Annotated in this window: 23 protein-coding genes; 10 read left to right on the top strand and 13 right to left on the bottom strand. The window is 53.3% G+C overall.

Annotated elements, in window-relative coordinates; translation table 11 throughout:
* Positions 1-11 precede the first annotated feature (11 nt).
* The 6 genes from ACFX4O_RS20105 to ACFX4O_RS20080 form a co-directional block, all read right to left on the bottom strand.
* Positions 12-755: a molecular chaperone gene (locus ACFX4O_RS20105; protein WP_380210689.1), complete on the bottom strand. Its 744-nt coding sequence runs from the start codon at positions 753-755 to the stop codon at positions 12-14.
* Positions 752-2,065 (bottom strand): fimbrial protein, encoded by a 1,314-nt coding sequence (locus tag ACFX4O_RS20100; protein ID WP_380210687.1) that lies wholly within the window; start codon positions 2,063-2,065, stop codon positions 752-754. Before ACFX4O_RS20100 ends, ACFX4O_RS20105 begins: the two co-directional genes overlap by 4 nt.
* A 14-nt stretch (positions 2,066-2,079) precedes the next feature.
* Complete coding sequence (locus tag ACFX4O_RS20095) at positions 2,080-4,617, bottom strand: fimbria/pilus outer membrane usher protein (RefSeq protein WP_380210685.1); 2,538 nt, start codon at positions 4,615-4,617, stop codon at positions 2,080-2,082.
* 47 nt (positions 4,618-4,664) lie between these two features.
* The gene (locus ACFX4O_RS20090; RefSeq protein WP_131412935.1) at positions 4,665-5,369 is read right to left on the bottom strand and encodes a molecular chaperone; all 705 of its coding nucleotides are present in this window, start codon (positions 5,367-5,369) and stop codon (positions 4,665-4,667) included.
* A 50-nt stretch (positions 5,370-5,419) separates the two neighbouring features.
* Entirely contained in the window at positions 5,420-5,956 is a 537-nt protein-coding gene (locus tag ACFX4O_RS20085; protein ID WP_131412937.1) for a fimbrial protein, read from the bottom strand.
* Between the two features lie 415 nt (positions 5,957-6,371).
* Positions 6,372-6,920: a helix-turn-helix domain-containing protein gene (locus tag ACFX4O_RS20080; RefSeq protein ID WP_380210682.1), complete on the bottom strand. Its 549-nt coding sequence runs from the start codon at positions 6,918-6,920 to the stop codon at positions 6,372-6,374.
* 101 nt (positions 6,921-7,021) lie between these two features.
* Here ACFX4O_RS20080 and ACFX4O_RS20075 point away from each other — a divergent pair, with 101 nt between their 5' ends.
* Both ACFX4O_RS20075 and ACFX4O_RS20070 read left to right on the top strand, forming a co-directional pair.
* Positions 7,022-7,684 carry an AzlC family ABC transporter permease gene (locus ACFX4O_RS20075; protein WP_380210680.1) on the top strand — a complete coding sequence of 221 codons (663 nt, stop codon included), beginning with the start codon at positions 7,022-7,024 and terminating at the stop codon, positions 7,682-7,684.
* The gene (locus ACFX4O_RS20070; protein ID WP_380210678.1) at positions 7,684-8,007 is read left to right on the top strand and encodes an AzlD domain-containing protein; all 324 of its coding nucleotides are present in this window, start codon (positions 7,684-7,686) and stop codon (positions 8,005-8,007) included. Before ACFX4O_RS20075 ends, ACFX4O_RS20070 begins: the two co-directional genes overlap by 1 nt.
* Positions 8,008-8,016: 9 nt before the next feature.
* Here the strand turns inward: ACFX4O_RS20070 and ACFX4O_RS20065 are convergent, their stop codons facing one another.
* The 4 genes from ACFX4O_RS20065 to ACFX4O_RS20050 are packed head-to-tail and all read right to left on the bottom strand — an operon-like array spanning position 8,017 to position 12,750.
* Positions 8,017-9,318, bottom strand: coding sequence for an efflux RND transporter periplasmic adaptor subunit (locus ACFX4O_RS20065; protein WP_380210676.1), 1,302 nt, complete (start codon positions 9,316-9,318; stop codon positions 8,017-8,019).
* A complete protein-coding gene (locus ACFX4O_RS20060) occupies positions 9,311-10,777 on the bottom strand; it encodes a TolC family protein (protein ID WP_380210674.1) in 1,467 nt (488 codons plus the stop codon). Before ACFX4O_RS20060 ends, ACFX4O_RS20065 begins: the two co-directional genes overlap by 8 nt.
* A complete protein-coding gene (locus tag ACFX4O_RS20055; RefSeq protein WP_380210672.1) occupies positions 10,770-12,020 on the bottom strand; it encodes an ABC transporter permease in 1,251 nt (416 codons plus the stop codon). The genes ACFX4O_RS20060 and ACFX4O_RS20055 overlap by 8 nt, the downstream gene beginning before the upstream one ends.
* The gene (locus ACFX4O_RS20050) at positions 12,013-12,750 is read right to left on the bottom strand and encodes an ABC transporter ATP-binding protein (protein WP_380210819.1); all 738 of its coding nucleotides are present in this window, start codon (positions 12,748-12,750) and stop codon (positions 12,013-12,015) included. The genes ACFX4O_RS20055 and ACFX4O_RS20050 overlap by 8 nt, the downstream gene beginning before the upstream one ends.
* Positions 12,751-13,152: 402 nt before the next feature.
* Here ACFX4O_RS20050 and ACFX4O_RS20045 point away from each other — a divergent pair, with 402 nt between their 5' ends.
* Positions 13,153-13,578, top strand: coding sequence for a flagellar protein FlhE (locus ACFX4O_RS20045; protein WP_380210670.1), 426 nt, complete (start codon positions 13,153-13,155; stop codon positions 13,576-13,578).
* 249 nt (positions 13,579-13,827) lie between these two features.
* Here ACFX4O_RS20045 and ACFX4O_RS20040 read toward each other — a convergent pair whose 3' ends face one another.
* Complete coding sequence (locus tag ACFX4O_RS20040; RefSeq protein WP_249880354.1) at positions 13,828-14,040, bottom strand: YdgH/BhsA/McbA-like domain containing protein; 213 nt, start codon at positions 14,038-14,040, stop codon at positions 13,828-13,830.
* 136 nt (positions 14,041-14,176) lie between these two features.
* Between ACFX4O_RS20040 and ACFX4O_RS20035 the strand changes: the two genes are divergently transcribed.
* Together ACFX4O_RS20035 and ACFX4O_RS20030 are read left to right on the top strand one after the other, a co-directional pair.
* Positions 14,177-14,698 (top strand): Crp/Fnr family transcriptional regulator, encoded by a 522-nt coding sequence (locus tag ACFX4O_RS20035; protein WP_380210669.1) that lies wholly within the window; start codon positions 14,177-14,179, stop codon positions 14,696-14,698.
* A gap of 55 nt (positions 14,699-14,753) precedes the next feature.
* On the top strand, positions 14,754-15,251 hold the full coding sequence (locus tag ACFX4O_RS20030; protein ID WP_235855302.1) for a YgjV family protein: 498 nt from the start codon (positions 14,754-14,756) through the stop codon (positions 15,249-15,251).
* A gap of 50 nt (positions 15,252-15,301) precedes the next feature.
* On the opposite strand, the gene ACFX4O_RS20025 is transcribed toward ACFX4O_RS20030, so the two are convergent.
* Together ACFX4O_RS20025 and fdhD are read right to left on the bottom strand one after the other, a co-directional pair.
* Positions 15,302-15,514 carry a YdgH/BhsA/McbA-like domain containing protein gene (locus ACFX4O_RS20025; protein WP_249880354.1) on the bottom strand — a complete coding sequence of 71 codons (213 nt, stop codon included), beginning with the start codon at positions 15,512-15,514 and terminating at the stop codon, positions 15,302-15,304.
* A 126-nt stretch (positions 15,515-15,640) separates the two neighbouring features.
* On the bottom strand, positions 15,641-16,477 hold the full coding sequence (gene fdhD, locus ACFX4O_RS20020; RefSeq protein WP_380210666.1) for a formate dehydrogenase accessory sulfurtransferase FdhD: 837 nt from the start codon (positions 16,475-16,477) through the stop codon (positions 15,641-15,643).
* A gap of 241 nt (positions 16,478-16,718) precedes the next feature.
* Between fdhD and fdnG the strand changes: the two genes are divergently transcribed.
* The 5 genes from fdnG (at position 16,719) to ACFX4O_RS19995 (ending at position 23,313) form a co-directional block, all read left to right on the top strand.
* Positions 16,719-19,769, top strand: a complete 3,051-nt coding sequence (gene fdnG / locus ACFX4O_RS20015; protein ID WP_380210665.1) for a formate dehydrogenase-N subunit alpha — start codon at positions 16,719-16,721, stop codon at positions 19,767-19,769.
* A gap of 12 nt (positions 19,770-19,781) precedes the next feature.
* Positions 19,782-20,684 carry a formate dehydrogenase subunit beta gene (fdxH, locus tag ACFX4O_RS20010; protein ID WP_131413671.1) on the top strand — a complete coding sequence of 301 codons (903 nt, stop codon included), beginning with the start codon at positions 19,782-19,784 and terminating at the stop codon, positions 20,682-20,684.
* Complete coding sequence (fdoI, locus tag ACFX4O_RS20005) at positions 20,681-21,316, top strand: formate dehydrogenase cytochrome b556 subunit (protein ID WP_017459690.1); 636 nt, start codon at positions 20,681-20,683, stop codon at positions 21,314-21,316. Before fdxH ends, fdoI begins: the two co-directional genes overlap by 4 nt.
* Positions 21,313-22,242, top strand: coding sequence for a formate dehydrogenase accessory protein FdhE (gene fdhE, locus ACFX4O_RS20000; RefSeq protein ID WP_380210662.1), 930 nt, complete (start codon positions 21,313-21,315; stop codon positions 22,240-22,242). Before fdoI ends, fdhE begins: the two co-directional genes overlap by 4 nt.
* A gap of 159 nt (positions 22,243-22,401) precedes the next feature.
* On the top strand, positions 22,402-23,313 hold the full coding sequence (locus ACFX4O_RS19995) for an alpha/beta hydrolase (protein WP_380210660.1): 912 nt from the start codon (positions 22,402-22,404) through the stop codon (positions 23,311-23,313).
* The last annotated feature ends 5 nt before the right edge of the window (positions 23,314-23,318 follow it).

Here is a 23,318-nt window from a genome sequence, read left to right as displayed (position 1 = left end):
AAGGAGGGGGTTTAACGAACGGGAAATGTCTGTTCGGCAACCAGACCGCTATCCTCAATCATTTTTGCCTCGATACGCAGCGGTAAAACCGTCGGCTGAAGGTCTTTTGCAACCACGGTGTATCGCTTCTCACCGTAGGGCGCCACCATCATGTCCGGCTGCTGCTCCACGGCGTAGTTTTTTTCGCCGTAGCGTAACGATAACCCACCAAATGAGACATGCCACGGCGATGCATTGTGGCAGACGATCGCTATATTTTTGCCGCTGTTCACCACACTGAAACGGATTTTTTTCGCCATATCCACCGGCGCGCCAAGCCCTTTTGGCCGCCAGAAGATTTTCATTTGCGTGTTCATCGTCAGGATCACACTGTGTGCGTCTGGCGCTGAGGTGGATGATTTTGGCGGCATCTCGTAGAGATTGAGCCAAAATACCGACTCCCGATCTTTCGGCAGCGTTTGCTGGTTATACAGCAGCCGCAACCCCTGCATCCCTTTGGGTTCGAGTGAAAACAGCGTGGGAACTGCCACAAATGGCGCTTTAAAACGGGCGGGCGCATCGACATCCGCTTCGCCGTTATCGACCCAGGTTTGCACCATCACCGGCCAGCTGTTGGTGTTGACCAGCATCAGGCTTTGCTGGGTCTGACCTTCGTTAAAAATCACCCGCGTCGAGGCGGCGATAAGCCCGGCGCGGGTGGAAAAGGCGGCCACCAAGAAAGAGGTGAGCAGCGCGATGGCAAGGCGGGATCTCATTGGACTTTCACCAGCACTTCAGCACTGGCATCAACCTTACCCGCCGTGACCGTTTCGCCCGCGATACGCGTCAGATAAGCATTGAAATTCACCACATATTCGTTGATCGCAGTTGAGCCGTTATTCGTCACTTGCGTCGCGCCATCACGCACCGCGTACCAGCCGCCGTTGCCGCCGGGTTGGCAGGTTGCGGCCAGGCAGCGAGACCAGCCAATAAAATTACGCAGCACACCGTCATTGCTATTGGCTATCTGAATTCCCACTCCGCTGGCGTAACCCGGTTGACCATATTTTTCGGAAAGCAAATGGCTCACGCCGCCTGACGCATTCACCAGATTAAGCTGCTGTGCCATCTGGTAACTTTCATAGGGCACCTGAAGGCCCATCGCCGTCATCCCCTGCGTCTCACCGCTTGTCGACTGACCCTCACAAAGAATGTGCACATTAAAGTTGCTCTGCGCGGTTTGGCCGTTGTTCAGATCGCTCACGGAAATCGTGGGGAAAAACACCATCGGTGTGACGCTTTTCGCGACACAGGTGGGTGTTGATACCAGATTGGCGGGATAGCCAGTAGAAACACCCATATTAACGGCCATCCAGTTATCCAGTAACCAGCCGGTCCAGTCATAGGCAGAGTCCCCGGTATCGCAGTAGGCATCCGGGCTACCGGGTGAGCAGAACGAAACATAGGCATTGGGTTGGACGCAGTTATAACTCCCGGATGTCAGTTGCGTACCGCAGTAGTTGTTTGGTGCTTGTCCTGTCGGTGTGGTCGAATTCACTCGAATCAAATCGGCACGGATAGGGCTAAAATCTTTAACCCGAATATAGATTTGGCTGCCATCAGGTGAAACCAGGTAATTCGTCAAAGGGATGCGTTGATACTGACGAGCGAAGACTTTACCTGAATTCATATGCGTCAAACGTAACGCCACATGGGCAAAATATGTCCCGTAGTAGCCAGGGTAACCCTCGCTTGCGCCCAATTCAAAAAAACCGCCATTACGTTCATCGCCGTTGGTGGCGATGATTTCGAAAATATTATTTCGATCCGCAATATCGCACACCCATAACACGCTGTCCGGGCCTTTGTAACGCGGATTATCCGCAAACGTCACGATACTCGATCCCAAAGGAGAGCCTATCGGCTGTAGCTCCAGGCTGGATAGATTGACCGTACCCAATGCTAAGCTAACGCCCCAGGCATCTAACTCTGTGCGAACAAAATCCGGACCTTTTTTACACAGCGCGCTCGCAGACAGGCTGGTTAATAAAAGAATATTCAGCAAAATGATGCGTATAAATGGCATAAAAACTCCGTTGCTTAACGACATGGCAAGCTCATCAGAAGCAGAGGTTTGCGTGGCGGCGTAATACGCCATGAGATATGGCAAATTTCCTGGGCGCTATTTCCCCACTGAACGCGCAACGTTCCGTTGTCGTCACTCGAACGCAGGTAGATTTGATTGGCCTGGCCTACCATGCCGACATAATTGCCATAGCTGTCGTAGACGGCGGAACCCATGGGAATCGGCGTATTGTTCTGCGACTGCGCGGTAATGAGCATGGCCTGCCCATTCAGCGTGTTAAAACGTACCCGCACCGTCGCACCCGCATAAGGTGCAACACGCTGGAGTGACGTTTGCAGTTCGACATCCTCATTCATATTGCGGGGATCCAGACCGATGTTGTTGAACTGGTAAGCCCCCAGCGACGGCGCAATCGCATAACCAAACGCATCAATACGCGCCCCCTGCCCGCCAATCACTTCCGCACCTTTGGCACCGGGCGCATCAACCAACACAAAGCTGTCGCCCACCCAGTGACCGAGCGTGACGCCACCTTTATGCGCCACCAATGCGCCCTGGAGAGAACCCGAGGCTTGCCAGTAATTTTTCGAGGAGGACCATGAGAGACCCGCATTGGCATACGGGAAACTGCGCTGGAGCCCGCCGCCCCAAACAGCTTGTTCCCCTTTGCTATCGGTCGAGTAATTCAGGTTGTAGTTCAGCGGATTCTGCTCGCCATATACTCCGCTCAGCGTCGACTGGTAGCCGCCATCGCGGCTATTGCTGCTGTTTGAGCGGTTCGCGCTGGCCGACAAAATCGGGGCATAACGCGTACTGCCAAGCGGCACGGAAACAGAGAGCGACCACATGGTTTGTATGCGGTCACGCAGGAAAATCGTATGGTCGTTACCACTGTTTTGCCACGGGGTACTGTTCATGCCAGGCACGACGTTATACGTCCTCGCCACCCCCAGATTCAGCGAGATGCCATGGTTGAACGTTTTACTCCAGTTGAACTGCAACTGTTTGTCGCGTTTTTTACCGTCACGGTAATCCTGAGATGAGGCAGAAAGAGTGATATCACCCAGCGCGCCAATATGCTGACCCGCGGAGATCTCAATGCGGCTGCGTTGTTTCCAGCTCAGCGACTGCCATTTTTGCCCATGATTGCGCGCTTCACGCGAACCCAGAGCGTCGTAAAGTTCAGAATAACCCTCCGTTGAATACCGATAACCCGCCAGCGTAAATGAGGTGCCGGTGCGCGGAATGAATTTGCTGTAGTTCGCGCGCAGCGTCCAACCGCTCTTGTTACCCTCGCCGCCCATATTCGCATGTGAGAACATACTGTTCAGGCCAAATGCCCCGGCCACGCTGCTGTAAACCGCCCCCAATGAATAGCTCATATAACCTGCGGCGAGCTGATTACCGACGTTGAGGGTGAGGGAGTTCGTCAGCCCCTGACGCCAAACCGCTTCGCTAAAGACATTGTTATCGCCAACGTCGCGCGCTCGCCCGACGGTGAAGACATAGTCGGAAGCGCCTGGACGCATGGATTCAGCCAGAGCGGAGAAGGGCACGCTAAAGGTGTTTTCACTGCCATCCGCCTCGCTGACAACAACGGTTAAATCCCCGGCAAAGTTGGTGGGATAGAGATCATTTATGGTGAACGGACCGGGGGCAACCGTTGTCTCGTATAGCGTGGTTTTGCCTTGCAGGATGGTCACTTTGGCGTTGGTTTTGGCAATGCCCCGCACGACTGGCGCATAGCCTCGCTGGGAATTAGGCAGCATTCGCGTATCCGATGAGATCTGGAAACCACGAAAACTCATGCCGGAGAAGAATTGCCCGTTGGTGTAGCCTTCGCCGACCAAGACTTCACTGCGTAACGGATAAATCGCACGCTGAATATAACGGCGGCTGGTGCTCCAGCGGCTACCGTTATATTTGCTGTAACTAAAATTGGATTGCTGGCGATAACGCCATAACCCCAAATTAATACCGCCATTAAAACTTAGCCAGGTTGAATCCATACCGCCCGCGCTACCCTGCCGCGATTTAACATGGTATTGGTTAGCCATATAGTTGAGAAATAACATGCTTTCCCCAGCATTGAGGCTTGCTTCACTTACGCTGCCACGAGGAACAGATTTCAATAACGCCTGCGGCGCGGTGAAATCCATACGCAATTGCGCCATGTCATCTTTACGTGCGATACCGTTCAACACCTTATCATCTGGCCAATAACATGATGGCGCAGCGTCATCAGACAATGCGTTAAAACCCAGCGTGGTTAATAAATCATGGGGTAGACAAGGCTCGATTTTTTTACCCCGCCGGGAAAATTCAATCTCACGGTGGGTAGTAAATTTCCCATTAAGATAAATATCGAGAGAATGTCGGCCGGGAGTAATTAATTCATCCTTGTTTAAGCGCTGGAGATCTTCATTAGATAACCCACTATTTCTTAGCAAGGATGAGTCAAAATAAAATTCATTATCTTTCGCCGATACCGTCAACGATACAACAGAAATAAACCCTATGAAAATACGAAAGCATGAGGAGCGCAGATGCATCAGTACCATCCGAGTTGAATAATGTTTTATATTTCCGAACGGAAGATTTATTTAACTAAAGAATACGATTTGCTAAATACTCCGCCATAATCATTTATTGCATTAATTGTTAAGTTATCTCCACCGCCGGAAGGAAGATCCCATTTGGTGACGGAATGCGGCACGATGATTCCTTTATATTTTATGGGATATTTCTTTGCCCGAACTTGCGTAAATGCACTAATGACAGAAATGTGATAAGCACCCGTGTTATTAATTTCAATCGCCTGGCCACGTAAGCTTACTTTCACATCATCGAGCGAATGGTTAGCATCTCCCGTAAGACTGGCGGGACGATAAAAAAGCTTTAACCGGCTTTTTACCAGCACCGTTAAACTATTCTGCCCGCGATCGGATGTCTTCCTGGCCGGATATTGCAGAAAATTGAGCCAAAAAAGTGATTCTCTATCCTGAGGCAACCCTGCACCTGTAAACTTCAGCCGTAACGTATGTTCTGAAGTAGGGTTAATACGAAAAATAGAAGGCATCAAAAGGAACGGCGCGTCAGCCGTCTCAGGTGTCGACTGAGGATTATCTTTATCCGCCCAAACCTGCACCAGAACAGGTTCATTACCTGTATTAGTAAAAGCTAATGCCTTTTCTTTTATGTCAGCAGGATAAATAACGCGAGTGCCCACCATCGTTACACTGGCGCAGGCATCGCCGAACATAAAAAATAAAAAAAGCGCAGTCAGTTTCTTATATTTCGACATACTGATTTAGGCCACATAGAAGCGCTGCACAGGGCAGCGCTTTAAATAATTTATTGATAAGTCACAGCGAATTGCGCCTGTGCTTCCACCGCACCTGATGTTGACTGCCCGGTGGCATAATAACGAGCAGCCAAATCGTAGGTCGCAGTTGGATTGGTGCTATCTACAGATTTTGTTGCCGTCTGCGCTTTATTTCCGACAAAATCCAGCGTATTTGAACCTTCCATCAACTGAATCGCGACATTGTTTGCCGGAGACGTTGTTGCGGTATTTTTCAAATTCGTCCCGTCGACATCGTTAGCGACAAATACAATCGCTGCATTTGATGCTTGCGCACCACCACAACCAGATAATGTCACGGTGAATGGCGTATCGCCTGTCGTTGTACCCGAAACATCTAATTGGCTACTACTTACGGTAGGTAAAAGGATAACGGGAGAAGAAGAGCTTCCATTGACATTAATATCACATGTCTGTTCGCTAACTTCACCCATAAAACGCACGGTATTACTCGATGTCGCCGAAAAAGCAGAACCACTTAACGATAAAATTGCCGTCGCTGCAAAAACATTTATCAACTTATGCATAAACTCGCCTCACTATTAATATTAACAACCCCAAAACAATTGATTGATATATATTCAATCAATTTAATATCGCGAGTAAATTACACTGGGTTAATATTGATGTAAAGATATTAAAGGAGAGCGTTTAATGGAACTAATCTATAACATAGAAATAATAAATAACACCCAAACAAATATTCAAAAAAACTATAGACATAAAATAAAAAACATAATAAAAACAGCAATATACATTAATATCGATTTAAGTAAACTGATGATTTAATTCATTAAAAATGACATTTAATCAGAATATTCACAAAGAGAAATTAAATGAAGAGTCTTAAAAAGACTAAATCATGTAAAGGGAACAATTAAATTGTTCCACTCTCTGTTATCTTTATCCGTTTTTATTATCGCCAGGTGGAATCAAACAGCATTAATTTTGTTCAGCCACCAAAATCGCTTGGGTATCCGCTTCCAGCGCTTTAAAAATATGTTCCCTGTCTGCCGGATAACAAATGTAATCCCCCTCGCCTAACTCTTCCGGTGCTTCCATCAGCCCTACCAGCGCGCGCCCTTGTGTCACAATAATGTGCTCCACTGAGCCTGTCGGGTGCGGATGCGAAATCCGATCGGCGCCAGGTTGCGTCAGCAATAAATAGATGTCGCGTCGTGCGCCGGGTGGGCAAGCAGCGAGCAATATCGCCTGGTAATTTGCCTCTTCGGCGATAACTTTAGTGCCTTCGCCACGACGAATAACCTGTGTCGTTGGCTTTTGCGGTTCCAGCAGGCGAGCAAAGGGAATGTCCAGCGCGACGCACAGCGCCCAAAGCGTTTCCAGACTAGGATTACCGTTGCCCGCTTCCAGTTGTGAAAGCGTGGATTTAGCGATACCCGCCCGGCGGGCAATTTCCGCCAGCGAAAGTCCGGTTCGCTGGCGCTCGCGCACCAGACTTTTGGCAATAATGCTAATTGGCTGTGTCATAAACACCCCATTGTTCATTTAATCGAACGAGTCGTTCTTCTTGTAAAACGACTCTGGTGTGTTCATTATAATGGATAAACGTTCGATATGGGTAAAGAGAGATGTTCACCAGACACTTCGCCTCGCTGAAGGGCGATACCATAAAAGCTATTTTCCTGGTCTGCCTGGCCGTGGGCGTTGTCGGCGTCTCTTATGGATCGCTGGCCATGGCTTACGGCTTTCCTTTATGGGTGCCTCTGGCGCTCTCCACCCTGGTGCTGGCTGGCGCATCCGAGTTTATGTTTATCGGTATTGTCGCCAGCGGCGGCAATCCATTGGCCGCCGCCGTTGCAGGCCTGTTAGTTAACGCTCGCCATATCCCATTTGGCGTCACGGTGCGTGAACTGGTGGGTCAACGCGCGGCCAGTTTTCTCGGCTGCCATATTATGAACGATGAAAGTGTCGTGTTCGGCTTATCACAACCGACCGCCGAGCAGCGTAAAGCCGCTTACTGGCTGTGTGGATTAGGCGTCGCGTTATTGTGGCCCGCTGGTGTGCTCGTTGGTGCGGCGGTAGGTAAATTGCTGCCCGCGCCGGAAACCATTGGTTTGGATGCGGTTTTCCCGGCAATTTTGCTGGCGCTGGTATTGCCGGCGCTGAAAAAGCGCACCACGCTGATCCGCGCCTCGAGCGGCGCGGTATTGTCACTCGCCGCCGTTCCCTTTGCGCCAGTGGGATTACCGGTGCTGCTCTCTTTACTGGGCTTACTGACGAGGAAGAAATAATGGCCAGCGTTGCGCTCATTATCGGCGGTATCGCCATCCTTTCTATCGGCACGTATTTGATGCGCCTTGGCGGCGCAAAGCTCGGCAGCAGGCTGGCACTTGCTGAGCACTCGCAGGCGCTGCTGTCGGATGCGGCAACCACCTTGCTTTTCGCGGTCGCGCTGGCATCGATGCTTTATGAAGGTGAACATTTCGCCGGAATGGCGCGCGTACTGGGCGTGCTTTTCGCGCTATTTCTTGCCTGGCGCAAAATGCCGCTGATTGTGGTGATCCTCTCTGCAGCAGTCGCTACCGCACTGCTGCGCCTTGCCGGAATCACCTAGACGGGCGCGTTAATGAATACTCACGGAAACCGGGTTAGCCGAACCGCCCTGCGCGCCCATTTCAACCCGCACTTCCCCCGCGTCAATACCGTGGATTTCCACCCCCTGCGCCACCGTCTGCCCGGTGGTAACCACCACTTTGCGCGGCGGCGAAGTAGACGATGAACGCCAGAGCACCCAGCGCAAACCCGATTGCGCATCAAAATGTAACGCCTGAGCGGGCACCGCGAATCCGTGTTCGTTCTGCCAGGTGATCACCGCCAGCCGCGCGCTCATCCCCAGCCGAATATCTTGCTGTAAATCCGCCAACGGCGTATCTACCGACACAGTGACATCGTAATAAGCGCCCTGCGTCTCTGCCGCGCTGCTCTGAACGCCAATTTCGCGGATCTGCCCGCTGAGCGTTTTTCCGGCAAACCCTTCACCGGTGATATTGACTGGCATCCCTTCTTTTAATTGATGCAGATCCGCCTCTTCAACACGCGTGACGACTTGCATCGTGTCCAGCCCCGTCACCGTCAACAGCGCCATCCCCTGGCTCACCGACAAACCCGGCTGGAGGGTGATCGGTTTACCGCTTTCCGGCGCGACCGGGCGCACAATAAAACCTGAAAACGGCGCACGTATCGTTTGCCGCTCTACCTGCGCCTTCAGCGTAGCGTAGCGGGCTTGTGCATTCGCCAGTTCCATATCGGCAATTTTGCTGTCCTCGCCTTTACCCCGCGCTTGTGCTGTTTGTAACTCTTCCTGCGCGGCAGCCAGATCCTGCTGCTGCGCCCGCGCCTGCTGTGCCAGCGCATCGACTTCCATACGGGCGACAATCCCGCGCTTAAAAAGCGCAGTGGTATCGCGAAGATTGGCCTGCGTATTGGAGAGCGTTGCGCGCGCGCCTTGCACCACGCGTCTGGCGCGCGAGACATCCGGACTGCTGCCCCAGTTGCGAAATAGCGCCACCTCTTTTTGCGCTTTCAAAAGCTCCGCCTGCGCCTGGCGAAGTTGGATCTCAATCTGTCCGGGATCAAGCACTATCAGCACTTGCCCCTTTTCAACGCGCTGCCCTTCGTGAATCGCGATTTCACGGATCACCCCGTCAAATGGCGCGGCAAGAGTTTGCTGGCGGGCCGCCTGAATACGCCCCACCAGCCCCAGTTGGTTTTCCAGTCGCTGCGGCTGAACCGGCAACCAGATCTCCTGCGCAGCGCCACTTTCCGGTTCGCGTGCGACTGCCCACCATAAGAGCGAGCCGCCAACCACCACCGCAAGTGTCAGCAATAAAAGCAGGCGCTGCTTTTGCGTAAAAAACTTAATCATTGAGCGAAATATCCCAACTTTGCAGCGTGGTTCCCAGCGTTTGATCGAGCCCGGCCTGCGCATTCAAATAGCTGATAAGCGCATTTAGCCTGGCGTTTTCCGCGTTGCGGAGATCGTTTTCAAAGCTCAGCACCTGGAAGTTGCTGGAGCGGCCAGCAGTGAGTTTTTCCTGTTCAATCTCCAGCTTGCGGCGCGACAAATCCCGTGCACGTTGGGCTATTTCAAACTGCCGCCAGCGGGTGCCCATATCACGCACGGCGTTGGTCACGTCCCGATCAAGTTGCTGGTGTGCTTCCGCCAGTTGGATTTGCTGATTTTTCACATTGACCTGCGCTTGCACTTCCGCCTGCCGGGCGGTCATGTCGCCGAGGGGGATCTCCACCTGAACCCCAACATAGTTATCCCAGTTGCGCGCGCCGTCACCTTGCGCCGCACGGTTACGCTGCTGCGTCGCGCCGCCGACCAGGGAAACATCCCATAACCTGTCATTACGGGCGACGGCGAGGTTAATCGTTGCCTGTTCGCCCACAAGCAGTTGCGCCAGGTACGCGGGCTGAGACGCCTCCGCCTGTTTCAACGCGCGATCGGCCTGCACCTCGACAGGCTTTGCCTGTAACGCTTCGGTCGCGACAATTGGCGCATGCAGATCCAACGCCAGCAATTGCAACAGCGCCAGGCGCGCCATATCCACCCGGTTTCGCGCCTCTTCATGCGCCAGCTCTTGTGAAGCCACTTCGGCTTCGGTCTGCACAATTTCAAACTCCGCCATGCGCCCCGCGCTGATCATCGCCTGGTTCACCTCCACCAACTGACGCGCACGCGCCAGCGAATCCTGAGCGATCTTTAACTGCTCTTGCGCCAGCAACAGATCGCGGTAAGCGGTGATAATTTGGGTGATCGTCTGCGAAACGGTGGACTTCAAATTCAGGCGGTTGATTTGCTCAGTCATCTGCGCAAGGCGAACCGGCGCGGTGGCTATATCTTTACCCGCGCCGCGCAGCAACGGCTGAATAACCGAAAAGTTCGCGCCGTCGTTGTGAGACAGCCCCGCCTGATTGGCATCGGTGTGTTGATATGTCCAGCCGAGGCTAACGCGCGTGCCGTAAGGGGTGAGCAGCGTGGAGGTCGGCGTCAGGTTTCCCTGCCGGTAGCGGTCGTCCTGGTTGCGGGTGGAGAGATAATTGCCGGAGAGCACCAGTTTTGGCGTGAAGCGATCTTCGGCCACGCGCAGGTCAAATTTCTGCGCAACCCTGTCGAGATACGCGCTACGAATGGCGCGGTTATCACGCAGCCCGAGATAAATGGCATCGCTCAGAGTGAGATCGATATTGTCGCCCTTCAGGGTAATACGCGCCGTCTCACCGTCACGCGTGGCGTGGGAAGGGTTCACCGGCATTTCGCCACGCGCCGGGCAAACCATCAGGCTTGCCAGTAACCACAGCCAGCCATGTCTACGCATCGCGCAGCGCCTCCACCGGCTCCAGCCGGGACGCCGCCAGAGCGGGAGATAGGCCAAAAAACAGCCCGATAACAATGGCGCTGCCAATGCCCAGCGGCAAAGCGGCGGCGGATAAGGCAAAATCAGACCAGCCGGAAAACCAGACAAACAGCCATGCCGCCGCGAAACCCGCCGCCGCGCCAAGCAGTGCGCCAGCCGTCGCCAGTACAATGGCTTCCAACAAAAAGAGCATCGCGATATCGCGCGGACGCGCGCCCAGCGCCATCCGCACACCAATTTCCCGGCAGCGCTCCGATACATTCATCACCATCACATTCATCACGCCCACCCCGCCGACCAGCAGCGAAACGCCGCCAAGCCCGGCGAGCAACCACGAAAACAGGCGCGACTGCTGCTCAATGCCTTCCAGCAACTGCTGAGGAACCTGCACATTGACCTCGAAGCCGGGCATCTTTTCGCTGAGCCATTTCTGTAGCCTGGGCGCGATGTGATCCAGCGCTTCACCGCTGCGGCTACGCACCGCTACGCTGCTTATTTGCGGAAAACCGATCACCCGGCGCATACCGGTGATCGGCAGCAAAATGGCATCATCCACAGAGACAGGAATAATCGGGTTTGGCCCCTGATGCTGAAGAATACCGACAATCTCAAAGAGATAACCGCCAATCTGAATGCGGTCGCCCAGCAGAACGGGGCGGTCGGGCTGGGCCCATTGTTCGGCGATATTGGCCCCGAGCACAGCATAGGTGCTCTGCGCATCAAAGCGGCTCAAAAAGCGGCCCTGTTCCAGTTGCAGCCGCAGAACAAAAGGCAGTTCAGCGCCGCTACCAACCAGCGTTGCCGCAGTCGTTCGGCCATTAAAACGTGCTTCCGTGTTGCTGGGGACGAGCGCCGAAGCCGCGTCAATTTCCGGGATCTGTTGATGCAAGGCATCGATATCCAGATCGGCGGGCGCAACCAGCGGTTTTCTGCCAGAACCGACAGGCTGCTGAATGTTGGCAACTAGTAGCTCGCTGCCCATACCGCGAAAGATGCTCATCGCTTCGCGTTCGGCGTTGTAGCCAATATTGAGCAACGCCACCACTGCGGCGCAGCCCACCGCAATGCCCAATAGCGCCAGCACCGCGCGCCGCCCCAGCAGCCGCAGGTTCTCCAGCGATTCCAGCAAAAGTTGCAGCCACGGCATACCGTAACGTAACGGCTGAGAGGGGCGAAGAGTTGCGGGCATCCGCAGATCAGACATACGATGCCTCGCTGATGCGTCCATCCGCCACCTGAATGCAGCGCGACATGCGTCGGGCAATCGAATTGTCATGTGTTACTAGCACCAGCGTGGTGCCACTGTCGCGATTCAATGCCAGCAATAAATCAATAATGTCAGCCGCGTTTTGGCTATCAAGGTTACCGGTGGGTTCGTCGGCGAGCAGCAAAGCCGGTTCGCCAACCAGCGCGCGGGCAATGGCTACACGCTGGCGCTGCCCGCCGGACAAATCCGCAGGGCGGTGGTGCGCGCGTTCACTTAAGCCAACGCGCTGAAGCTGTTTGCGGGCAGTGTCCTGTGCTTCATGGCGCGGCTCGCCACGGTAGAGCAGCGGCAAAGCAACATTATCCAGCGCGGTAAGCCGGGGCAATAAGTTGAAGCTCTGAAAGACAAAACCAATGATGTGATTACGCGCCGTCGCGCGGGCATCTGCGCCGCAGCGGGACATATCCTCACCATGAAACATCACGCGCCCGGAAGTGGGCGTATCGAGCAATCCCAGCAGATTAAGCAGTGTGCTTTTCCCCGAGCCTGACGCGCCAACGATGGCGCAACTTTGCCCGGCGGGGATAGATAACGAAATGTTGTGCAGGATGGTCTGTCGCGCGGCACCGGCGGCGTAGGAATAGGTCACCGAATCCAGGCTTATCAAATCAGCGCCAGATGTCACTTGTTGAGTTTTGCTTATCCCTGAGTCGTGCAACCGTTCCATGTTTGCCAACCATTCATCCTGAAGAACACAGATATGGTGTGAACTACATATCAACGTTAACGGCCAGAAAAACAAAAACTTTAGCTTTTTTGGCATGGATTTATTTCATTAAAACCTACCAAAATTGATACCTAAAGAATTAACCTCAATCGCCGATAGGTATTTCGTATGCTTTACCCTGGATATTTAAATATTAAATAGCAATGAAGCCCTGCTTAATAAAAACAATAAACATTGACAACAATAAATATATTATTTAGTTTCTCATGGACAAACGGAAATATAGCCAACAAATAAGAATTATTGAGTTATCTTGTATTCACACAGGACCACTCAATAATTCCCATGATTTAAGGTAAATATCATGGATATTCGTTAGCTTACTCTTTAATGAGGCTTTAAATGAAACGGAAATCAATCCTGCTGGCTTTATCGGGTTTAATGTTTATCTCTTCAAGCGCATTTGCAACGGGCGGCACTTCAGTCGGCTCAATGCTTGCACCCTCAGTTTCAGTAAAAAACCAATGGTATAACAAAGCCTTCCCGGTTACGGCCGGAACGCCGTCAACCGGTAAAGTCGGCATGGTTTATTACACCTGGACTTACAGCTATTATCCGGCGGGTATGCAGGTTTATTTATGCTATAACAGCGGTAATACTTGCATGGACGTTTCTAATGCACGTTCAGGCAATGTTGACTTCACGCCTTATAATATCGCACCGAACCAACCAATCAGTTTATATGCTCGCGTAAATGGCACCGGTAAAATGCTGACGGCAAATGGGCAATCAAGCCAGGTTATTGTTAACTACACATTTAATCAATAATTCGCTTACCGCGTAATTTTATTATTACTGATAACGTTCTGTAATAATAAGAATGTGAATTTAATGCAACCATAATAATAATGCCCGACGACATTTCTTATATGCCATCGGGCATTTCAGTCATATATAGCTTTTTTAAAATACTTTAGGCAATTACTGAATACAACTACATCCCCGATAATACGCTATCATTCCAGCGCAGAAATAAAAAAAGCGCCCGCAGGCGCTCTTTCGACAGGACAGCTTTGCTTATTTGTTCAGTTCGGCGGTCATGTGAACCTGGTTGCCGGTATACGCTTCAGTGATCTGGTAAGAAGATGCGCCAGCCTGTTGCGCCTGCGCGGCGATTTTCGCTTCAGCACCGCTCAGAGTGGTATCCGTTGCGGTAACAGACTGTGCAGCGAAAGAACCGAAAGACGTAGCCAGCGCGATAACTGCGACAAAAGTTTTGATGCTTTTCATGATATAAATCCTTGCGTTAATTTGTTGGAGTGAGGCGCATTGCCTCGATAAAATAAATAGTAGACCTGTTTACTCACAACAAAAAGCGGAAGGATTTGCCTTTCTTTATCAAAATTTATGAACAAAAGAGATCCGCATGATAGCTGATTGGTTAGCTCCTCTCCTTGTTGACCAGAAAACGGCGCGAATCAGCCCGGCGACAACCCTGCTCAGACAGGGTGATGTACAACAAAAAATGTTTGTGCTGCATGAAGGTATCGCGCGTGCTGTCTGGCATTCGCCCGAAGGGAGCGAGCGCGTAAAGGAGTTTTACTTTCCCGGTGAGTGCTGTTTTCTCTATCTGAGCTGGTTAACGGGTAGCGTGGCGGATTACAGCTTGCAAATGCTGACGCCGGGCATGCTCAGCGAAGTGCCGCTACGTTTACTGGAAAAGGAAGAACATCAGGCGGTAAAAATAGCGCTCCTGCGCCAGCAACTGATCTTTAAAGAGAAGAAAGAACAGATGTTTTTGCTCAATAACCCGGAGCAACGCTATCGCTATGTGCAGGCTCATTTTCCGGCATGGGAAGCACAATTAACGCAAAAAGATCTCGCCAGTTATATCGGCATCTCGCCGGTGAGCTTGTCGCGGATCCGCGCACGTCTTAACAAAGGTTAACGAAAGCCCGCAGCTCAGCCGCTACCATCACCGCCATCACGCAAGAGAGAAAACGATGATGAACGCTTTTTGGCTGTCGCAAATGCTGGCTGGCTTTTCCTTCATTTTTGATTTGTTGGCGTTTCAGTTTGCCCGGCGGCAGACAACGCTGGCGATACTTGCCGCCTCCACCAGCCTGCTGGCAATACATTTCTGCTTGTTGAATGCGCCCGTTGCCGCAGGTTTGATGGCACTGGCCGCCTGCCGTTATCTCGCTGCCATCATGACCACCGCGCGGAAAATGAAAACGGTGTTTATTGTCGCAACCTGCTTGTACAGCGCGCTAAGCTGGCAGCAACTCGCCGATGTTTTACCGCTACTGGGTAGCTTGCTGATGACCAGCGCAGCCTTTCACCCGGCGGCAAAAAGTATGCGGCGGCTCACCCTCTGCGGTAGCGCCTGCTGGCTGTTGAATAATCTGGTGATCGGATCGCCGGTGGCCGTTGCCATGGAGAGCGCATTCATTCTCAGTACGCTGGTGTCATACTGGCGGCTCCCCCGACTGAGTGGATAAAAAAGCAAAAAAAAGCGCCCGAGGGCGCTCTTTCGACAGTACAGCGTGACTTATTTGTTCAGTTCGGCGGTCATGTGAACCTGGTTGCCGGTATACGCTTCAGTGATCTGGTAAGAAGATGCGCCAGCCTGCTGAGCCTGCGCGGCGATTTTCGCTTCAGCACCGCTCAGAGTGGTATCCGTTGCGGTAACAGACTGTGCAGCGAAAGAACCGAAAGACGTAGCCAGTGCGATAACTGCGACAAAAGTTTTGATGCTTTTCATGATATAAATCCTTGCGTTAATTTGTTGGAGTGAGGCGCTTTGCCTCGATGAAATAAATACTAGACCTGTTTACTCACAACAAAAAGCGGAAGGATTTGTTCTCAACATTCAACTTTTTTGACCAATTCACACACCAATTAATCGCTGCGGATGGGTATAGATTGTCGCTCTGCCCGGCTTGCAAAAACCCACCAGCGTCAGGTTACAACGCTGCGCCACTTCTACCGCCAACGTTGTGGCGGCGGAGACGGCAAACAGGATCTCAACGCCGCACATGGCGGACTTTTGCACCATCTCATAGCTGGCGCGGCTGGAAACCAGCACCGCACCACGCGCCCAAGCTTGCGCTTCTCGGGCGCGATGGCCAAGCAGCTTATCCAGCGCGACATGACGCCCGACGTCTTCATGCCCTCCCGCTAACTCACCGGATGGCAGCATCCAGGCGGCGGCGTGTGTGCAGCCAGTGAGCTGACCAACAGGCTGGAAATCGGTTAAATGCGCCAGCCCGGCATCCAGCGCCTGCAAATCAAAGGTCTGGGTAAAAGGCAGTGGCGTGATGGGCTTGCCAATGTCATTGAGCTGCTCAACACCGCATACGCCGCAACCGGTACGGCCAGCCAGTGCGCGTCGCCGCTCTTTTAACCCCATAAAACGGCGGCTGGAGAGTTCAATTTGCACCTCAAGGCCGTTACAGGAGGACACCACATCCATTCCGTAAATGTCTGATGCGTTTTCGATAATCCCTTCGGATAAGGAGAAGCCGATTGCGAAGAGCTCAAGATCTTTTGGTGACGCCATCATCACCACATGCGAAATACCGTTGTACACCAGCGCGACGGGCACTTCCTCCGCCAGCATGTCCGGCACGGCCTGCTGCAAATCAGTGCGTTTCCACAGGCTAACCTCGCGGGCTCCTGTGACTGATGTTGCATTTTTGTGCTTTTTTGTCTGTAAATCGTTCACTTTGTCTTAACCGTTATCGAACAAGCGTATCAACATTATGGTATTCTCCGCGCATATCCCTTGGGGAAAAGAGGGAATAGCAGCAGTTCTGAACCTTCCACGGCAGAATGAGCATACCTACATTGTGGTATTCTTCGTTGCTAATCCCCCAGGATATGAGGGATTAACAGCAATTCTGAACCTTTGCGAAAACCACCGCAAAGAAAAAACGATAAGAGTAATGTCGAACCAGGAGCAAACCATGCAGGTCAGCAGAAGGCAGTTCTTTAAGATCTGCGCTGGCGGTATGGCAGGAACCACGGCAGCGGCGCTGGGCTTTGCCCCGAGTGTTGCGCTCGCGGAAACACGGCAGTATAAGCTGCTGCGCACCCGCGAAACCCGTAATACCTGCACATATTGTTCCGTTGGCTGTGGGCTGTTGATGTACAGCCTCGGCGACGGAGCAAAAAACGCCAAAGCGTCAATCTTTCATATCGAGGGCGACCCCGATCATCCGGTAAACCGTGGGGCGCTGTGCCCGAAAGGTGCAGGTTTGGTGGATTTCATCCACTCTGAAAGCCGCCTGAAATACCCGGAATACCGCGCGCCAGGCTCGGATAAGTGGCAACAAATTTCGTGGGATGAAGCCTTTACCCGCATCGCCAAATTAATGAAAGCGGATCGTGACGCCAACTATATCGCGCAAAACGCGGAAGGGACCACCGTCAACCGCTGGCTGAGCACCGGGATGCTGTGCGCATCCGCATCCAGTAATGAAACCGGCTATTTAACGCAAAAATTCACCCGCGCACTCGGCATGTTAGCCGTCGATAACCAGGCGCGTGTCTGACACGGACCAACGGTAGCAAGTCTTGCTCCATCTTTTGGTCGCGGTGCGATGACCAACCACTGGGTCGACATGAAAAACGCCAACCTTATCGTTGTGATGGGGGGGAACGCGGCAGAAGCGCATCCGGTGGGATTCCGCTGGGCGATGGAAGCCAAGATCCACAATGGCGCGAAGCTGATTGTTATCGATCCGCGCTTTACGCGTACCGCCTCTGTTGCGGATTTCTATGCGCCGATTCGTTCCGGTACTGACATTGCCTTCCTGTCAGGCGTGTTGCTGTACCTGATGACCAACGAAAAATATCAGCGCGAATACACCGAAGCCTATACCAACGCCACGCTTATCGTGCGTGAAGATTTCGGCTTCGAAGATGGCCTGTTTACCGGCTATGACGCAGAAAAACGCAAATACGACAAAACCAGCTGGAACTACGAACTGGATGAGAAAGGTTTCGCCAAACGCGATACCACGCTCACCCACCCGCGTTGCGTGTGGAACCTGCTGAAAACGCACGTCTCCCGTTACACGCCGGAAGTGGTTGAAGACATCTGCGGGACGCCAAAAGCGGATTTCCTGAAGGTGTGCGAATACATTGCCGAAACCAGCGCCCGTGATAAAACGGCGTCGTTCCTGTATGCACTTGGCTGGACGCAACACTCCGTTGGCGCGCAGAACATCCGCACCATGGCGATGATTCAGCTGCTGCTCGGCAACATGGGAATGGCGGGCGGTGGCGTGAACGCCCTGCGCGGTCACTCCAACATTCAGGGTCTGACGGATCTTGGCCTGCTGTCACAAAGCCTGCCGGGCTATATGACGCTGCCAAACGAAAAACAGACCGATCTCCAGACCTATCTGACCGCCAACACACCTAAACCGCTGCTGGAAGGCCAGGTAAACTACTGGGGCAACTACCCGAAATTCTTCGTTTCGATGATGAAATCCTTCTTTGGCGACAAAGCGACAGCGGAAAACAGCTGGGGCTTTGATTGGCTGCCGAAGTGGGACAAGGGTTACGACGTCCTGCAGTACTTCGACATGATGAATCAGGGCAAGGTCAACGGCTATCTCTGCCAGGGCTTTAACCCGGTGGCGTCGTTCCCGAACAAAAATAAAGTTGTCGCCTCACTGTCGAAACTGAAATTCCTGGTGACGATTGACCCGCTCAATACGGAAACCGCGAATTTCTGGCAGAACCACGGCGAATTTAACGACGTCGATCCGTCGAAAATTCAGACCGAGGTGTTCCGTCTGCCGTCGACCTGCTTCGCGGAAGAGAACGGTTCTATCGTTAACTCGGGTCGCTGGTTGCAATGGCACTGGAAAGGCGCGGACGCCCCGGGCGATGCGCTGAACGACGGCGAAATCCTGGCGGGCATCTTCCTGCGCATGCGTAAAATGTACGCGGCAGAAGGCGGAGCCAACCCGGAACAGGTGCTGAACATGACCTGGAACTACTCGACGCCGGAAAACCCGTCGCCGGAAGAAGTGGCCATGGAAAGCAACGGTAAAGCGCTGGCGGATATTATCGATCCGGCAACCGGCACCGTGCTGGCGAAGAAAGGCGAGCAACTGAGCACCTTCGCTCACCTGCGCGATGACGGCACCACCTCAAGCGGTTGCTGGATTTTCGCCGGGAGCTGGACGCCGAAAGGCAACCAGATGGCTAACCGCGATAACGCTGACCCATCGGGCCTCGGTAATACGCTGGGCTGGGCATGGGCATGGCCGCTTAACCGCCGCATTCTCTACAACCGCGCCTCAGCCGACCCGCAGGGCAACCCGTGGGATCCGAAGCGTCAGTTGCTGAAATGGGACGGCGCGAAATGGGGCGGCGTGGATATTCCGGACTACAGCGCTGCCGCACCTGGCAGTAATGTCGGGCCGTTTATCATGCAGCAGGAAGGCATGGGCCGCCTGTTCGCACTCGATAAAATGGCGGAAGGTCCATTCCCGGAACACTACGAACCGTTTGAAACGCCGCTGGGCACTAACCCACTGCACCCGAATGTGGTTTCCAACCCGGCCGCCCGCGTGTTTAAAGGCGATCTGGAAGCGATGGGTAAAGCGGATAAGTTCCCGTATGTCGGTACAACTTACCGTCTGACCGAGCACTTCCACTACTGGACCAAGCATGCGCTGCTTAATGCCATTATGCAGCCGGAGCAGTTTGTGGAAATTGGCGAAAAACTGGCGAACAAGCTGGGCATCGCGCAGGGCGATACGGTGCGCGTCTCCTCCAACCGAGGCTATATCAAAGCCAAGGCGGTGGTGACCAAACGTATCCGCACACTCAACGTGCACGGTAAGGAAGTCGATACCATCGGTATTCCTATCCACTGGGGTTATGAAGGTGTGGCGAAGAAAGGCTTTATCGCCAATACGTTAACGCCGTTTGTCGGCGACGCGAACACCCAAACGCCGGAGTTTAAGGCGTTCCTGGTGAATGTGGAAAAGGTGTAACGGAGACGACTTATGGCTTATCAATCGCAAGACATCATCCGTCGTTCCGCGACTAACGGTTTCACTCCCGCGCCGCAGGCGCGGGATCACCAGCAGGAAGTGGCGAAGCTTATCGACGTCACCACCTGTATCGGCTGTAAAGCCTGTCAGGTGGCCTGTTCCGAGTGGAATGACATTCGTGATGAGGTGGGACATAACGTCGGGGTGTATGACAACCCGGCGGATTTGACCGCCAAATCGTGGACGGTCATGCGCTTCTCGGAAGTGGAACAGAACGACAAACTGGAGTGGCTGATTCGTAAAGATGGCTGCATGCACTGCGCCGATCCTGGCTGTCTAAAAGCATGCCCGTCAGAAGGGGCTATCATTCAGTATGCCAATGGCATTGTCGACTTCCAGTCCGAGCAGTGCATCGGCTGCGGTTACTGCATCGCCGGGTGTCCGTTCGACGTGCCGCGCATGAACCCGGAAGATAACCGCGTCTACAAATGTACGCTGTGTGTTGACCGCGTAACCGTGGGTCAGGAACCGGCGTGTGTGAAAACCTGCCCGACCGGTGCTATCCACTTTGGCTCCAAAGAGGATATGAAAACGCTGGCCGGCGAGCGCGTAGCGGAACTGAAAACCCGTGGTTACGACAACGCGGGCCTGTACGATCCAGCGGGCGTTGGTGGTACGCACGTGATGTATGTGCTGCATCACGCCGACAAGCCGAATCTGTATCACGGCCTGCCGGAGAACCCGCAGATCAGCGCGACTGTGAAGTTCTGGAAAGGTATCTGGAAACCTCTTGCGGCGGTCGGCTTTGCCGCGACCTTCGCTGCCAGCATCTTCCACTATGTCGGTGTCGGTCCGAACCGTGCAGAAGAGGAAGACGATAACCTGCATGAAGAGAAAGACGAGGTGCGCAAATGAAAAAACGTGACACCATCGTGCGCTACACGGCGCCAGAGCGCATCAATCACTGGGTCACCGCCTTCTGCTTCGTGCTGGCGGCGGTGAGCGGGTTGGGGTTTTTCTTCCCTTCCTTCAACTGGTTGATGGGGATTCTGGGTACGCCGCAGCTGGCGCGCATTCTCCATCCGTTTGTCGGCGTGGTGATGTTCGCGTCGTTTATAATCATGTTTTTCCGCTACTGGCACCATAACCTCATCAATAGGGATGATATCTTTTGGGCGAAGAATATTCGTAAGATCGTCGTCAATGAGGAAGTGGGTGACACCGGGCGCTATAATTTCGGTCAGAAGTGTGTTTTCTGGGCGGCGATTATTTTCCTGGTGTTGCTACTGGTAAGCGGCGTGGTTATCTGGCGCCCTTACTTCGCGCCAGCGTTTCCCATTCCGGTGATCCGATTAGCGTTGATGGTGCATTCATTTGCCGCGGTCGCGTTAATTGTGGTTATTATGGTGCACATTTACGCCGCCCTGTGGGTGAAAGGCACGATAACCGCAATGGTGGAAGGCTGGGTTACCAGCTCGTGGGCGAAGAAACATCACCCGCGCTGGTACCGGGAAGTTCGCAAGACAACGGAAAAATCGACTGAATGAGTATTCGCATAATCCCGCAAGATGAGCTGGAGAAGAGCGATAAACGCACGGCGGAAGTTATTCCGCCGTTATTATTCCCCAGACTGAAAAATCTCTATAACCGCCGCGCAGAGCGTTTGCGTGAGCTGGCAGAGAGTAACCCACTGGGTGATTACCTGCGCTTTGCTGCGCTTATCGCCCATGCCCAGGAAGTGGTGCTTTACGACCATCCCCTGAATATTGACCTGACTGCGCGCATTAAAGAGGCCGCTGAGCAGGGCAAACCGCCGCTGGACATTCATGTGCTGCCGCGCGATGCGCACTGGCACAAGCTGCTGCATTCGCTGATCGCCGAGCTGAAGCCGGAGATGAGCGGCCCGGCGCTGGCGGTCATTGAGAACCTGGAAAAAGCCTCTGCACAAGAGTTGGAAGCGATGGCCAGCGCGCTGTTTGCCGCTGATTTCGCCTCCGTAAGCAGTGATAAAGCGCCTTTTATCTGGGCTGCGCTGTCGCTCTACTGGGCGCAAATGGCCAGCCTTATTCCAGGCAAAGCACGCGCGGAATATGGTGAACAGCGCCAGTTCTGCCCGGTGTGCGGCGCAATGCCGGTTTCCAGCATGGTACATATTGGCACAACGCAAGGGCTGCGTTATCTGCACTGCAATCTGTGCGAAACCGAGTGGCATGTGGTGCGCGTCAAATGCAGCAACTGCGAGCAAACCCGTGATTTGCACTACTGGTCGCTGGATAACGAGCAGGCGGCAATCAAAGCGGAAAGCTGTGGCGACTGCGGCACTTACCTGAAGATCCTCTATCAGGAAAAAGACCCGAACGTCGAGCCGGTCGCGGACGATTTGGCCTCGCTGGTGTTAGATGCTCGCATGGAACAAGAAGGTTTCGCCCGCAGCTCCATCAACCCGTTCTTATTCCCCGGCGAGGGGGAATAATCTCCTCCAGCCCTTGCCTTTCTGGCAAGGGTTGTCAGCCTCTCTTTTTACTTTCCCTGGCACTGTCATTTCGCCGTCTGTTATTAAAAATCAGCCGTTCCCATTTACGCTAAACCAGGCTATAAAGACTGGATATTTATACAGATAAAGGTTAGCGGAATGGCACTGGAAAAAGGTATTGCCGGGCTGGTAAGCGACTTTATTGCCGCAGGTCGCCCGTCAGCGCGAGCGAAGAGTATTGATGACCGACGCAGCAGTTATATCGCCAGCACAGTGCTGGCAGGGGAAACGGAAACGTGCGTTCAGGTTGAAGAGATAACGCTTGAAGGCATGACGTTTCGTCTGTTTTCGCCGCAAGACGCCAGCGGTCATCTTCCCGCGTTGATTTACTACCACGGCGGCTGCTTTATTAGCGGCGGCTTCGACACGCACGATAAGCAGCTGCGTCAGTTGGCTTTTTATAGCGGTTGCCGGGTTGTTGCTGTGCAATATCGGTTAGCGCCGGAACATCGCTGGCCTGCCGCACATGATGATGCGCAAAACGGTGCCGATATTGTGTGGAAAAACGCCGAAAAACTCGGTATCGACAAAGAACGTATCACGCTAGCGGGTGATAGCGCAGGCGGTCACCTGGCGCTGGTGACCGCGCTACGGCTGAAAGAAGCGGCGACATGGCAACCCGCGCAACTGGTGTTGATTTACCCGATGCTCGATGCCACCGCTTATTTCGACAGCTATACCTTTAACGGTTCCGATTATGTGATTACCCGCGAGGCGCTATTGTCGGGTTATGAAATGTATCTCGGCGATACCGACCGTCTGTTACCGGATGTCAGCCCGCTGTGGCGCGACGATTTTTCCGGTCTGCCGCCGGTACACATTATTACCGCAGAGTTCGATCCGCTGTGCGATGAGGGCGAAGCACTGTTTCAGCACATGACCGAACAGGGCGTAACGTGCACCTGTTCACAATATCAGGGCGTGATCCACGGCTTCTTCCAGCTTGCGGGGATCAGCCAGAGCGCAAAAGACGCGATAAGAGACGTGGCCGCACGGGTGGCCAGAATATAACAGCG

Origin of the sequence: Kosakonia sp. YIM B13571, assembly GCF_042788095.1 — a bacterium.
GTDB lineage: Bacteria > Pseudomonadota > Gammaproteobacteria > Enterobacterales > Enterobacteriaceae > Kosakonia > Kosakonia quasisacchari.
Note: the sequence above shows the minus strand (reverse complement) of the source record. Positions and strands in the feature narration are given on the sequence as shown.

What these genes read in the sequence shown, in the direction of transcription:
- ACFX4O_RS20070 (WP_380210678.1), top strand. Translation starts at nt 7,684, where the DNA reads ATGGCCAGCGTTGCGCTCATTATCGGCGGTATCGCCATCCTTTCTATC.
- ACFX4O_RS20035 (WP_380210669.1), top strand. Translation starts at nt 14,177, where the DNA reads ATGATAGCTGATTGGTTAGCTCCTCTCCTTGTTGACCAGAAAACGGCG.
- fdhE (WP_380210662.1), top strand. Translation starts at nt 21,313, where the DNA reads ATGAGTATTCGCATAATCCCGCAAGATGAGCTGGAGAAGAGCGATAAA.
- ACFX4O_RS20100 (WP_380210687.1), bottom strand. Translation starts at nt 2,065, where the DNA reads ATGCCATTTATACGCATCATTTTGCTGAATATTCTTTTATTAACCAGC.
- ACFX4O_RS19995 (WP_380210660.1), top strand. Translation starts at nt 22,402, where the DNA reads ATGGCACTGGAAAAAGGTATTGCCGGGCTGGTAAGCGACTTTATTGCC.
- ACFX4O_RS20105 (WP_380210689.1), bottom strand. Translation starts at nt 755, where the DNA reads ATGAGATCCCGCCTTGCCATCGCGCTGCTCACCTCTTTCTTGGTGGCC.
- ACFX4O_RS20085 (WP_131412937.1), bottom strand. Translation starts at nt 5,956, where the DNA reads ATGCATAAGTTGATAAATGTTTTTGCAGCGACGGCAATTTTATCGTTA.
- ACFX4O_RS20025 (WP_249880354.1), bottom strand. Translation starts at nt 15,514, where the DNA reads ATGAAAAGCATCAAAACTTTTGTCGCAGTTATCGCACTGGCTACGTCT.
- ACFX4O_RS20075 (WP_380210680.1), top strand. Translation starts at nt 7,022, where the DNA reads ATGTTCACCAGACACTTCGCCTCGCTGAAGGGCGATACCATAAAAGCT.
- ACFX4O_RS20045 (WP_380210670.1), top strand. Translation starts at nt 13,153, where the DNA reads ATGAAACGGAAATCAATCCTGCTGGCTTTATCGGGTTTAATGTTTATC.
- ACFX4O_RS20055 (WP_380210672.1), bottom strand. Translation starts at nt 12,020, where the DNA reads ATGTCTGATCTGCGGATGCCCGCAACTCTTCGCCCCTCTCAGCCGTTA.
- ACFX4O_RS20080 (WP_380210682.1), bottom strand. Translation starts at nt 6,920, where the DNA reads ATGACACAGCCAATTAGCATTATTGCCAAAAGTCTGGTGCGCGAGCGC.
- ACFX4O_RS20090 (WP_131412935.1), bottom strand. Translation starts at nt 5,369, where the DNA reads ATGTCGAAATATAAGAAACTGACTGCGCTTTTTTTATTTTTTATGTTC.
- ACFX4O_RS20065 (WP_380210676.1), bottom strand. Translation starts at nt 9,318, where the DNA reads ATGATTAAGTTTTTTACGCAAAAGCAGCGCCTGCTTTTATTGCTGACA.
- fdxH (WP_131413671.1), top strand. Translation starts at nt 19,782, where the DNA reads ATGGCTTATCAATCGCAAGACATCATCCGTCGTTCCGCGACTAACGGT.
- ACFX4O_RS20050 (WP_380210819.1), bottom strand. Translation starts at nt 12,750, where the DNA reads ATGGAACGGTTGCACGACTCAGGGATAAGCAAAACTCAACAAGTGACA.
- fdoI (WP_017459690.1), top strand. Translation starts at nt 20,681, where the DNA reads ATGAAAAAACGTGACACCATCGTGCGCTACACGGCGCCAGAGCGCATC.
- ACFX4O_RS20095 (WP_380210685.1), bottom strand. Translation starts at nt 4,617, where the DNA reads ATGCATCTGCGCTCCTCATGCTTTCGTATTTTCATAGGGTTTATTTCT.
- ACFX4O_RS20040 (WP_249880354.1), bottom strand. Translation starts at nt 14,040, where the DNA reads ATGAAAAGCATCAAAACTTTTGTCGCAGTTATCGCGCTGGCTACGTCT.
- ACFX4O_RS20060 (WP_380210674.1), bottom strand. Translation starts at nt 10,777, where the DNA reads ATGCGTAGACATGGCTGGCTGTGGTTACTGGCAAGCCTGATGGTTTGC.
- ACFX4O_RS20030 (WP_235855302.1), top strand. Translation starts at nt 14,754, where the DNA reads ATGATGAACGCTTTTTGGCTGTCGCAAATGCTGGCTGGCTTTTCCTTC.